The organism is Yinghuangia sp. YIM S09857, from assembly GCF_051388915.1.
Classification (GTDB): Bacteria; Actinomycetota; Actinomycetes; order Streptomycetales; family Streptomycetaceae; genus Yinghuangia.
Genome location: NZ_JBPKBH010000021.1, coordinates 148,355 through 159,661, shown reverse-complemented (window position 1 = coordinate 159,661; position 11,307 = coordinate 148,355). Strand labels below are relative to the sequence as shown.

The following is an 11,307-nucleotide window of genomic DNA, read 5'->3' as shown; positions in this document are numbered from 1 at the left end:
CCCCCCCCCCCCCCCCCCCCCCCCCCCCCCCCCCCCCCCCCCCCCCCCCCGCTGCCGCGCAGGGCGTGCAGGCTGTGCAGGGCGTGCACATTGTGCAAGGTGTGCGGGACGGGTGGGGGAGCGGAGCGACCTGGATGTCATGAGTCCCACTCGGCGGCGGTGCGTGCGAGACTGCTAATGCCGTGGCCGGGGAGCCGTTTCCGTCGCGGCGGTCCGGAGGGGCGCGACTGGGCGCACAGGAGGAGGAGCGATGCCGGATACCACGCTGGCCGCCGGTGCGTTGCTGGCGACGTTCGGCAGCGTGACGTACCTGCTGGCCATGGCGCTCATGCTGTTCAAGGCGTTCTGCCTGGTCGACGCGGCGACGCGGCGCGAGGACGCGTACCGCGCGGCGAACAAACTGAAGAAGGTCTTCTGGGTGGCGGTGCTGGCCATCGCGGTGATCTGGGACTTCTTCTTCGCCCGGCTGGACGGCATCCTCTCGATCGCCGGACTGATCGCCGCGATCGTCTACATGGTCGACGTACGCCCCGCGCTCAAGGAGGTCGGCGGAGGCCGTCGCGGCGGGCAGCAGGGACCGTACGGCCCCTGGTGACGTCCGCCCGCCCGCGCGCCCGCCCGCGTCCGACGCCAACGAGGGTCTGACGCCGGCAAGGCAGTACGGCGAAGGCCGGGACACCCCCGAGGTGTCCCGGCCTTCGCCGTGCTGTTCCCGTACTCGGCGTCCCGCCGGACGGCTCAGGTCCCGCCGGTCGAAGTCTCCGACTGCGGCGACGAGTTCTCCGGCTGAGTCGTCGTGGGCTGGGTCGCGGGCGGCGTGGTCCCCGGTGTGGTCGGGGGGTCCGTCGGCGTCGGGTCCGGAGTCCCGGTGTTGCCCGGCGTGCCCGTGGTCGGCTTGTCGGTCGGCGTCCCGGTGCCGGGGTTCGTCGGCGTGCCCGTGCCCGGTGAGGTCGGCGGCGGCGTGGTCACCGGCGGCGGCGTCGTGCCCGGGGGCGTGGTGCCCGGCGGGGGAGTCGTGCCCGGCGGGGTCGTGCCGGGCGGCGGCGGGGTGGTCCCGGGGGGCGGCGTCGGCTTCGGCGGTTTGGGCAGGTTCGGGACCGGCGGGGCCGGGACGACGCCCGCGCCGCCGTCGGGGCGTACCACGCCGAGTATCGGCATCGAGCCCGCCGGGGCGATGGTGATCGTGCGGCCCGGTCGCGGCGCGTGCACCATCATGCCGTTGCCGAGGTACATCGCGATGTGGCTGGCGTCGCTGTAGTAGACGATGAGGTCGCCCGGCCGCATGTCGCCGGTGGGCACCCGCGGCAGGCGCGCCCACTGCTCCTGGGAGGTGCGCGGGATCCGGACGCCCGCGGACAGCCACGCCTTCGAGGTGAGGCCCGAGCAGTCGTAGCCCTGCGGCCCGACGCCGCCCCAGATGTACGGCAGCCCGATCTTGCCGAGCGCGAAGTTGATCGCCTGCTGCGCGGCCGTGGTGGTGAGCTGGTCCGGGCGCGTCAGTATGCCGTACTGGTGGAGTTGCGCCTGCCCGGCCTCGGCGACCTGGGCCTCCAACGCCTCCAACTCCACGAGCTGTTCGGGCGTCAGACTGGCGAGCAGCATCTCGGCCTCGAACACCCTGGCCTGGATGTCGTCCTGGGCCTTCTGCGACTCGCTCTCCAGACGGCGGTTCTCCGCGAGCTGCGCGTCCTCCGCCTTCTGCATGTTCTTGAGCTGCTGCTCGGCCTGCTTCTGCCGGGCGATCGTCTCCGCCTGAGTCTGGCTGATGCGGGCGAACGTCGGTGCCTGCGCGAGGAATTCCTCGGGGTTCGCGGTGAGGATCAGGTTGAGCAGCGGGTCGACGCCACGCGTCGTGTACTGGAGGCGCGCGATGCGTCCGATCTCGTCCTTCTGGGACGCGATCTGCTGCTGCGTCCAGGCGATGCCCGCGCGGACGTCGTTGACCTTGACCTGCTGCGTCGCCCGCCGCTCGTTGGTGGCGTTGTACCGCTCGGTGGCCTGCTCGGCCTGCCGGTACAGGTCCTGGAGCTGGGTCTGCACGTTCAGCAGGTTGAACGGGGCCTGCGGCGGTGCGGGATCGGGTGCGGCGCCGGCCTGGCCGACGAACAGCGCGGCGCACAGGAGCGCCGCTCCGCATGAGGTCGCAGCGCGGGCCCAGCCTCGGGTCCCGCCCCCCAAAATCGCCATGCGCTGACCCTTCCGATCAGTCGGCTGCGCTTCCCCCACGTCGCCTCGCGGCTTCGTGAATGCGGTGGGAACCGGCTCTCAAGAGGACGGAGGTGGCTCTTGAGAACCGGTTCCAGCGTCGGATCCTCGCACGTTCCGGCGGCGAAGGGCAGAGGAGAATTGCTGATCGTCAGGGGACGTTATCGGGTGAAACCCATGAAATCCGGATGAACTATTTCAGTGTTCGATGGCATTCGGGGTCGCAAAAGCGGTCCCCGCCAAGCCGGGTGGCACATTGATATGACGAACAGTCAGATGCGGTCGACTCGTTCGCCACGTGTCACCCCGGGGCCCTCCCCGCGCAATCGTCACGTGTCACCAGGCGCCACAGCATCCCACGACACCGTGACCTCCCCGCCCCTGACGCGTGAACGCGGGGTGCACAGCGGCCAGTCCGCCGCCAACGCGCCCACCGCGGCGGCCCACCGCTGGCGGGCGCCGAGCGGCGCCAGCGGAGCGTGCAGGTCCCAGGCCCGGTCGAACGCGGTCAGGAACGCGTGCACGCGCTCGCCCGGCACGTTGCGGTGGATGAGTGCCTTCGGCAGCCGCTCCGCGAGGTCGGACGGGCGGTCCAGCGTGGCGAGCCGCGCCGCCAGGGTCAGCGTGCGCGGCCGCGCGTCCGCCCCGACCGCCACCCACGCCGCCAGGCGCCCGGGTTCGTCGCAGGTGCCCTCGACCAGCAGGCCGCCGGGGGCCAGCCGCCCGCACATGACCGACCACGCGCCGGCGACCTCGTCCTCGCCGTACTGCCGCAGCACGTTGAACGCCCGGATCAGCACCGGCCGCCGCCCGTCCGGCAGCGGTACCTCGAACCCGCCCCGCACGAACGAGAGTTTGTCGCCGGCGTACGGCAGCGCCGCCGCGACGCGCGCCGGGTCGATCTCGATGCCGAGCATCTCGACGTCCGCCCGCACCGCGCTCAGCCGCCGCCGGAACTCCACGGTGGTGACGGGGGAGGCGCCGTACCCGAGGTCCACGACCAGCGGATCCGCGGCCGCCCGCAGCAGGCGGCCGTGCTCGGCGGCGATCCAGCGGTCGACCCGCCGCAGCCGGTTCGGATTGGTGGTCCCCCGGGTGATCACCCCGGTCGGACGCCCCGCTCTCGGGCCGCCCCCGCGGGCTCCGACCGCCCCCGGAACGCCGCGCCTGACCATGACCCGAGTGTAGGGCGGGCCCTCTTGCCGGTCCCCGGGGCGACCGCCCGCGACCGCCCGTGTCACCATGATCGCGGAGCGTGCCCGGAAGATCTCACATCCCGGCCGGGAATCCCCCGGACCGACGGATCGGTTATCACTTGACCGGGGGTGTTGTCGCCTGAATTAAGCGACAGCGGCCGGGGAGGGCAAAGCAGTCCCAGCACACGCCCGCCACAAAGGGTGGTCGGGCGCCGAACGTCGTGCCTGCCGTCCGCGCACTCGCGCGTCCAGCAGTAGTGCGGCTGAGGCAGGCCTCGTCGGCCTGGTAGGAGGTCATCGCGTGAGTCATCACGTGCCGCGAGCGGGCGGATCCGGGGCGCGCAACACCCTGGCCGGCCGCCGGGGGGCGCCGCGCAGGATCGCGACTCTCAGCGTCCACACGTCGCCGCTGCATCAGCCCGGCACCGGCGACGCCGGAGGCATGAACGTCTACATCGTGGAGATGTCCAAGCGCCTCGCCGCGCTGGGCGTCGAGGTGGAGATATTCACCCGGGCCACCGGACGCGACCTGCCGCCCGTTGTCGAGATGGCGCCCGGCGTCCTGGTCCGGCACGTGACCGCGGGCCCCTTCGAGGGGCTGTCCAAGGAAGACCTCCCCGCACAATTGTGCGCCTTCACCTCCGGCGTGCTGCGCACCGAGGCCATGCGCGAGCCCGGTTACTACGACCTCGTGCATTCCCACTACTGGCTGTCCGGGCAGGTCGGATGGCTGGCCAAGGAACGCTGGGGCGTCCCCCTCGTGCACTCGATGCACACGATGGCGAAGGTCAAGAACGCCTCGCTGGCCGCCGACGACTGCCCCGAGCCGTCGGCCCGCGTGATCGGCGAGAGCCAGGTCGTCGAGGCCGCCGACCGGCTCGTGGCCAACACCGCCGAGGAGGCGGACCAGCTCATCGGTCTGTACGCCGCCCCGCGCGACCAGGTCGCGGTCGTCAACCCCGGGGTCGACCTGGACGTCTTCCGCCCCGGCGACGCCGCCGCGGCCCGCCGCCGCCTCGGCCTGCCCGAGGACGCCGCGGTGATCCTGTTCGCCGGGCGCATCCAGCCGCTGAAGGCACCCGACGTCCTGCTCCACGCCACCGCCCATCTGCTGCGCGAACAGCCGTCGCTGCGCGACAACCTGGTCGTCGCGGTCGTGGGCGGGCCGAGCGGCACCGGGCTCGCCGAGCCGGAGCACCTCCAGAAGTTGGCCGCCTCTCTCGGCGTGCACGACGTCGTACGCTTCCGGCGCCCGGTGCCGCAGGAAGTGCTCGCCGACTGGTACCGCGCCGCGACCGTGGCCGTGGTGCCGTCGTACAACGAGTCCTTCGGCCTCGTGGCGATCGAGGCGCAGGCGTGCGGCACCCCCGTCGTCGCCGCGGCGGTCGGCGGCCTGCCGACCGCGGTGCGCGACGGCGTGTCGGGCACCCTCGTCGCGGGCCACGACCCCGCCCACTACGCCGAGGCGATCGGCCGCCTTCTGCGGTCCCCGCGCCTGCGTGCGCAGTACGCGGACGGTGCGGTCCGGCACGCGGCCAACTTCGGCTGGGCGGCCGCCGCCGCGTCGATGGCCGACGTGTACCGCAGGACCATCGCCGACACGGCCGGCCCGATCCGCTCGCTGGCCGTGCAGTAGCGGACCGCCGCGCGGATAATCTGCGCGGAGCACTAGCGTGGTCAACCGGTCCGGAGACCGCCGGACGCACGCCCGAAGAACGCCGAAACCGCCGATTCCCGAGGTGCACAGTGGAACAGACCCGGGCGGAGGCCGCCGAGATCATCCGGCGGACCCTCGACGACGCCGAGGTCACATGGGAGCGGCCCGACGAGGACACCTTCGTCGTCACGCTCCCCGGCACGCGCAAGCTCAAGACCACGTGCGCGCTGAAACTGGGCCGGCACACGCTGACCGTCACGGCGTTCGTCGTACGCCGCCCCGACGAGAACCACCAGGCGTTCTACCGCTGGCTGCTGACCCGCAACGTGCGGCTGTACGGCGTCGCGTTCTCGCTCGACAAGCTCGGCGACGTCTACCTCACCGGCCGCCTGCCGGTCCACGCCGTCACCGAGGACGAGGTGGACCGGCTGCTCGGCGTGGTCCTGGAGGCCGCCGACGACAGCTTCAACACGCTGCTGGAACTCGGCTTCGCCACGTCCATCCGGCGCGAGTGGGAGTGGCGCACCGAACGCGGCGAATCCACCGGCAACCTCGACGCCTTCACCCACCTCATCGAACGCGGCAAACGGGACGAGAAGCCCGCCGACTAGGTCGTGGCTGTCGGATCTTCGTGCCGCTCACGGCCCCTGGACACCGCGCCTCGCGGCGTTGCGGCCCCTTGCGAGTACGACTGAGTACGAGCTTCGGGCCTGCGCCTGGAAGGGCCGCCGGGCCCGGCGAGCGGTGCACGGCACCACAGACCGGGAGCGGCACAAGGATCCGACAGACACGCGCTGGACCGGTCCGCGGGGTCGCTCACGCGGGTGATCCCGGGGTGGCCCGGGCGTGCGGCGTGGTTGCCGACGGGGACCAGCGCCTCGTCGCGCCCCTGGACAGACCCCGGATGCCCTGCATTCACCCGCGGGCCCCGGACTCCCCGTACCGCGCCGGGCCCTATCCGAAGGCCCCCGGCCCCTCCATTACGCTCGGGCGCATGGCCGACACCGCATACAAGCTCGTGCTCCTCCGCCACGGTGAGAGCGACTGGAACCGCAAGGGACTCTTCACCGGGTGGGTCGACGTCGACCTGACCGAAACCGGCGAGGCGGAGGCCGCGCGCGGCGGCCGCCTGCTGACCGACGCGGGTGTGCTGCCCGACGTCCTGCACACGTCGCTCCAGCGCCGCGCGATCCGCACCGCGGAACTCGCCCTCGACGCCGCCGACCGGCACTGGGTCCCGGTCCGCCGCTCGTGGCGCCTCAACGAGCGCCACTACGGCGCGCTCCAGGGCAAGGACAAGGCCGCGACGCTGGCCGAGTTCGGCGAGGAGCAGTTCATGCTGTGGCGCCGGTCGTACGACACCCCGCCCCCGCCGCTCGCCGACGACGACGAGTTCTCGCAGGTCGGCGACCCGCGCTACGCGGGTCTCCCGGACGAGATCCGGCCGCGCACGGAGTGCCTGAAGGACGTCGTCGGGCGCATGCTGCCCTACTGGTACGACGCGATCGTGCCCGACCTGGAGGCCGGCCGCACCACGCTGGTCGCCGCGCACGGCAACTCGCTGCGCGCGCTGGTCAAGCACCTCGACGGCATCTCCGACGAGGACATCGCCGGCCTCAACATCCCGACCGGCATCCCGCTGCTCTACGAGCTGGACGCCGACCTGCGCCCGCTGACCCCGGGCGGCCGCTACCTCGACCCCGAGGCCGCGGCGGCCGCGATCGAGGCGGTCAAGAACCAGGGCCGCAAGTAGCAGCGAGCAGCCGACAGACATGACCAGGGGCGCCCGTCACGGAAGGGGTGGGCGCCCCTGGCCATGCCCCCGTTCAGCCGCCGCAACTGCCTCCGCAGTTGCAGGCCGAACCGGACTTGCACCCGCAGCCGCACGTCGACGGGCAACTGCACCCCGGCGTGGGCGCGGACCCCGGCCTGCGGGACTCGGCGGCGCGCACCGGAGTGACCTCGATGTACGCGCGCGTGCCCGGTGGCGCGGGCGGGGTGACGGGCGCCGATGTCGGCGCCGCGGGGAATCTCGGTGCGGTCGGGGAGTCGGTACCGGTCATGGCGCTGGTGTGCCGATCGGGCATGAACGACCTCCGTTCACCTGTCAGGACCAATGCGTTGCCCGTAGCCTTGCCGCGACGTTCCGCGCACCGTCCGTATCCGAGTCAACCCACAACGCATCCGGCCGTCAACGGTGGAAACCGGCAAACGGCGCTTCTTGCGACATCCGTCTGAACTGAACCCGATACGGCCGAGCGGTGAACAGTCGATGAAGTCATCCGGTCTCCGCCGCCCGGAGAGGGTTCACCCGTTCGGGGCAGCTTTACCCTGGGTTCTGTGGACGTGAACGTGGCCGCGGCAACAGTCGCCGCCCTCTCAGGGTTGGCCGTCGGAGTGGCCGGGACACTGGCATTCCGCTGGAGCGAGCGCGCCCTCGGCAACCCGGGCGGACAGGCGGCCCCCACCGCGGGCCCGGTGCTCCCGCCCGGCGTGGCGATCGTCCTCTCCGTACTCCGTTCGTCCGCCGTCGTGCTGGACGAGCGCGACGCCGTGGTCAAGGCGAGTTCGGCCGCGTACACGTTCGGCCTGGTCCGCGGCGACCAACTGGTGCCCGAGGAATTGCTGCGCATGGCCCGCGAGACCCGGCGCGACGGCGAGATAAGGCAGCGCGACCTCCTGCTGGCCAGACGCGACGGCCAGGAGCTGGAGGTCTCGGCGCGCGTCGCGCCGCTCGGGTCGCGCCTCGTGCTGCTGCTCGTCGAGGACCGCACCGAGGCCCGCCGCGTCGATGCCGTGCGCCGCGACTTCGTCGCCAACGTCAGTCACGAGCTCAAAACCCCGGTCGGTGCCCTGTCGCTGCTCGCCGAGGCGGTCCTGGACGCCAGCGACGACCCCGAGGCGGTACGCCGCTTCTCCGGCCGCATGCAGGTCGAGTCGGCACGCCTGACCAACCTGGTGCAGGAGCTGATCGACCTCTCGCGCGTGCAGAACGACCACCCGCTCCAGGACATCGCCCCGGTGCCGGTCGACGAACTGGTCGCGGAGGCGGTCGACCGCTGCCGCCAGGTCGCCCAGAACAAGCAGATCACCCTCGGCGTCGGCGGCGACCCCGGCCTGGTGATCCCCGGGGACCACAACCAGCTCGTGATGGCCCTCGGCAACCTGGTCGAGAACGCCGTCAACTACAGCCCCGAGCGCACCCGCGTCGACATCGACGTGCGGGTGACCGGCCGCAAGGCCGTGATCGCCGTCTCGGACCAGGGCATCGGCATCCCGCACCGCGACCTGGACCGCATCTTCGAGCGCTTCTACCGCGTGGACCCCGCCCGCTCGCGGGCCACCGGCGGGACCGGGCTCGGACTGTCCATCGTGAAACACATCGTGGCCGGACACGGGGGCGAGGTCACGGTACGCAGCCTGGAGGGCGTGGGGACCACGTTCACCCTGGTGCTGCCCCTTCTGCCCGCCGACGAACGGGGGAAGCTCCCGGACGCGGCGTCCACAATGACGAAGCCCGGGACTCCGTCCGCGTCCGGCGGACCGAGTGACCTGGCCCCGTCGTACAACTCCCGGGAGGGTTCGGGATGACCCGAGTGCTCGTCGTCGAGGACGAGGAGTCCTTCAGCGACCCGCTGGCGTTCCTGCTGCGCAAGGAAGGGTTCGAGGTCGCGGTCGCGGTCACCGGCCCGGACGCGCTCGAACAGTTCGACCAGGGGGGCGCCGACCTCGTGCTGCTCGACCTCATGCTGCCGGGCCTGCCCGGCACCGAGGTCTGCCGCCGCCTGCGCGCCAAGTCGAACGTGCCCGTCATCATGGTCACCGCCAAGGACAGCGAGGTCGACAAGGTCGTCGGCCTGGAGATCGGCGCGGACGACTACGTCACCAAGCCCTTCTCGTCGCGCGAACTGGTCGCCCGCATCCGCGCGGTGCTGCGCCGCCAGGGCGAGCCGACCGAGGTCGAGCCGACCGCCCTGGAGGCGGGCCCGGTGCGCATGGACGTCGACCGGCACCGCGTTACCGTGGACGGCGTCAAGGTCGAACTGCCGCTCAAGGAGTTCGACCTGCTGGAGCTGCTGCTGCGCAACGCGGGCCGCGTGCTGACCCGCATGCAGTTGATCGACCGCGTTTGGGGCGCCGGGTACGTCGGCGACACCAAGACGCTGGACGTGCACGTCAAGCGCCTGCGCGCCAAGATCGAGCCCGACCCGGGGGCCCCTCGCTACCTGGTGACGGTGCGCGGCCTGGGCTACAAGTTCGAGCCCTGACAGGCGCGTTCGCACGCGTCCGCGAGGCGGCGTACGCGGACCGAAGCAAAGGCCGAGGGCCCGCCCGGATGTTCCGGACGGGCCCTCGGCCTTCACCGCCTGGTACGCCGCCTCGGCGGCGCTGCCTCTGCTCGCTGCGGACGTCAGCCGTTCGCGGGGGCGTTGGACGACGCCGGGGGCCGCGACGAGGTGTTGGACGCGGGCGCGGTGGCCGTGCCGGTCGGAGCGCCCGACGCCGGGGCACCCGGGGTCTCGCCGCCCTCCGGGGCACCCGAGGCGGCGCCGGAGGCCGGCGGAGACGCGGGGGCGCTGGTGGCCGGGGCACTCGTCGGCGGCGCGGGGGTCGAGGGTGCCGGGGTCGCGGTCTGCGGCGCCGCGGGCTTCAGCGACTCGTAGTAGCCCTCCGGCGGGTGCACCGCGACGCCGAGCTTGGTCTCGCCGACGCTGCTGAAGCCGAAGGTGACGTCGATGTACTTGCCCGCGGTGGCGTCGGGCGCGCCCGAGAAGCTCACCGAGGGCCCGCCCTTTTCGCCCGTCAGGTAGACCGCGCCGCCCGCCGGGATGGTGATGGACGTGGCGCCGTCCTTGTCCTTCATCGCGCCGGGCACGGCGGCGCCGGCCAGCGTGACCGACTTGAGGGTCTCGGGCTTGTCGCCCTCGTTGATGATCGCGCCGCCGAGCGACACGAGCCCCGAGTCCCCGTCCCCGGTGACCAGCGAGAGGTTCTGCACCTTGATGGTGCCGAGTTGCGTGTGCGCGCTGTCCGGCTTGAGCTGCGAGGTCGCGGCGTCGGTGCCGCTGGAGCAGGCGGCCGCCAGAGGGGCCAGCGCGAGGGCGAGGGTTGCGGCGACGGCACCCCGTCGAATGCTGCGGCTCACGGCGGGCGTTTCTCCTTGGGTCCTCGACAGGCTCGGTGATCCCGGTCTTTTGGGACCGGGCGACAGCCTATCCAGCCGCGATCCACCCCCAACACGCGCCCAGGGCCCCCGCGACGCACACCCCTGGCCACCCCCTCCTCCGCCGTCCCCGCCGCCATCCCCACTGGTGTCCAAAAACAGATGGGTCCGGCCAGTGTGTCCACCCACGCAGATAGTCGATTCCGTGTTCGACTTGAGGCAGGGATAAGTTGACCGCTTTGTCCGGTTTATGGATCACCTCGCGAGTCGCCGCGGGGTGGGACAAGCATGTCCGTGTGGCCGTTGTCAAGCCCCGACTAAGGCCCTGACCTGCGGAAACGCCATTCAGGCGGGGCGTGACCCGTGTTACCCTAGAAAGCCACGGAAGGGGTACCTGTCACATGACGTTCAAGGTTGGCGACACGGTGGTCTACCCCCATCACGGGGCCGCGCTCATCGAGGCGATCGAGACTCGCACCATCAAGGGCGAGGACAAGATCTACCTGGTGCTGAAGGTAGCCCAGGGCGACCTCACGGTACGAGTCCCCGCTGACAACGCGGAGTTCGTCGGTGTGCGCGACGTGGTGGGCCAGGACGGCCTCGATCGCGTCTTCGAGGTGTTGCGGGCTCCGCACACCGAGGAGCCGACGAACTGGTCGCGACGCTACAAGGCGAACCTGGAGAAGCTCGCTTCCGGTGACGTTATCAAGGTTGCCGAGGTCGTGCGCGACCTTTGGCGCCGTGAGCGTGACCGCGGCCTGTCGGCCGGTGAGAAGCGGATGCTCGCGAAGGCGCGGCAGATCCTGGTGAGCGAGCTGGCTCTCGCGGAGAACACCAACGAAGACAAGGCCGAGGCGATCCTCGACGAGGTTCTGGCCTCCTGACCGCGTAGCGCCGGGCGGAACGGGGCGTGTGGGCGGCTCTCCATGACTTGTGTGGAAAATCGCGCAATCGGGTGAACCGCGGCCCCGTCTGTACCGGCCTGGCGACCGTTTGATCTGTCGGTTGTCGGCCGACGGGTTCTTCGCGGCCGTTTTCCGGGCTCACGCGGCCCGGTCCGTCGGTGCGCGCCGGACCCTGGTCCG

General features: G+C 71.9%; 10 protein-coding genes. 7 read left to right on the top strand and 3 right to left on the bottom strand.

From position 1 onward, the window contains the following. The first annotated feature begins 250 nt into the window (after positions 1-250). Positions 251-595: a DUF2516 family protein gene (locus ACRX5S_RS33255; protein WP_436776908.1), complete on the top strand. Its 345-nt coding sequence runs from the start codon at positions 251-253 to the stop codon at positions 593-595. A gap of 143 nt (positions 596-738) precedes the next feature. On the opposite strand, the gene ACRX5S_RS33250 is transcribed toward ACRX5S_RS33255, so the two are convergent. Further along, on the bottom strand, positions 739-2,187 hold the full coding sequence (locus ACRX5S_RS33250; RefSeq protein ID WP_436776907.1) for an NlpC/P60 family protein: 1,449 nt from the start codon (positions 2,185-2,187) through the stop codon (positions 739-741). Between the two features lie 347 nt (positions 2,188-2,534). Beyond that, the gene (locus ACRX5S_RS33245; protein ID WP_436776906.1) at positions 2,535-3,380 is read right to left on the bottom strand and encodes a class I SAM-dependent methyltransferase; all 846 of its coding nucleotides are present in this window, start codon (positions 3,378-3,380) and stop codon (positions 2,535-2,537) included. A gap of 322 nt (positions 3,381-3,702) precedes the next feature. Here ACRX5S_RS33245 and mshA point away from each other — a divergent pair, with 322 nt between their 5' ends. The 5 genes from mshA (at position 3,703) to ACRX5S_RS33220 (ending at position 9,326) form a co-directional block, all read left to right on the top strand. Further along, positions 3,703-5,037, top strand: coding sequence for a D-inositol-3-phosphate glycosyltransferase (gene mshA / locus ACRX5S_RS33240; RefSeq protein WP_436776905.1), 1,335 nt, complete (start codon positions 3,703-3,705; stop codon positions 5,035-5,037). 110 nt (positions 5,038-5,147) lie between these two features. Next, complete coding sequence (locus tag ACRX5S_RS33235) at positions 5,148-5,669, top strand: YbjN domain-containing protein (RefSeq protein WP_436776904.1); 522 nt, start codon at positions 5,148-5,150, stop codon at positions 5,667-5,669. A gap of 383 nt (positions 5,670-6,052) precedes the next feature. Further along, positions 6,053-6,811 (top strand): phosphoglyceromutase, encoded by a 759-nt coding sequence (locus ACRX5S_RS33230; RefSeq protein ID WP_436776903.1) that lies wholly within the window; start codon positions 6,053-6,055, stop codon positions 6,809-6,811. 587 nt (positions 6,812-7,398) lie between these two features. Next, positions 7,399-8,649, top strand: a complete 1,251-nt coding sequence (locus tag ACRX5S_RS33225) for a sensor histidine kinase (protein WP_436776902.1) — start codon at positions 7,399-7,401, stop codon at positions 8,647-8,649. Continuing rightward, positions 8,646-9,326 carry a response regulator transcription factor gene (locus tag ACRX5S_RS33220; protein ID WP_358351960.1) on the top strand — a complete coding sequence of 227 codons (681 nt, stop codon included), beginning with the start codon at positions 8,646-8,648 and terminating at the stop codon, positions 9,324-9,326. The genes ACRX5S_RS33225 and ACRX5S_RS33220 overlap by 4 nt, the downstream gene beginning before the upstream one ends. Before the next feature lie 143 nt (positions 9,327-9,469). Here the strand turns inward: ACRX5S_RS33220 and ACRX5S_RS33215 are convergent, their stop codons facing one another. Further along, the gene (locus ACRX5S_RS33215) at positions 9,470-10,204 is read right to left on the bottom strand and encodes a hypothetical protein (protein ID WP_436776901.1); all 735 of its coding nucleotides are present in this window, start codon (positions 10,202-10,204) and stop codon (positions 9,470-9,472) included. A gap of 419 nt (positions 10,205-10,623) precedes the next feature. On the opposite strand from ACRX5S_RS33215, the gene ACRX5S_RS33210 reads away from it, so the two are divergent. Next, complete coding sequence (locus ACRX5S_RS33210) at positions 10,624-11,106, top strand: CarD family transcriptional regulator (protein WP_231779029.1); 483 nt, start codon at positions 10,624-10,626, stop codon at positions 11,104-11,106. Positions 11,107-11,307: the final 201 nt, after the last annotated feature.

What these genes read in the sequence shown, in the direction of transcription:
- ACRX5S_RS33210 (WP_231779029.1), top strand. Translation starts at nt 10,624, where the DNA reads ATGACGTTCAAGGTTGGCGACACGGTGGTCTACCCCCATCACGGGGCC.
- ACRX5S_RS33250 (WP_436776907.1), bottom strand. Translation starts at nt 2,187, where the DNA reads ATGGCGATTTTGGGGGGCGGGACCCGAGGCTGGGCCCGCGCTGCGACC.
- ACRX5S_RS33220 (WP_358351960.1), top strand. Translation starts at nt 8,646, where the DNA reads ATGACCCGAGTGCTCGTCGTCGAGGACGAGGAGTCCTTCAGCGACCCG.
- ACRX5S_RS33255 (WP_436776908.1), top strand. Translation starts at nt 251, where the DNA reads ATGCCGGATACCACGCTGGCCGCCGGTGCGTTGCTGGCGACGTTCGGC.
- ACRX5S_RS33245 (WP_436776906.1), bottom strand. Translation starts at nt 3,380, where the DNA reads ATGGTCAGGCGCGGCGTTCCGGGGGCGGTCGGAGCCCGCGGGGGCGGC.
- ACRX5S_RS33230 (WP_436776903.1), top strand. Translation starts at nt 6,053, where the DNA reads ATGGCCGACACCGCATACAAGCTCGTGCTCCTCCGCCACGGTGAGAGC.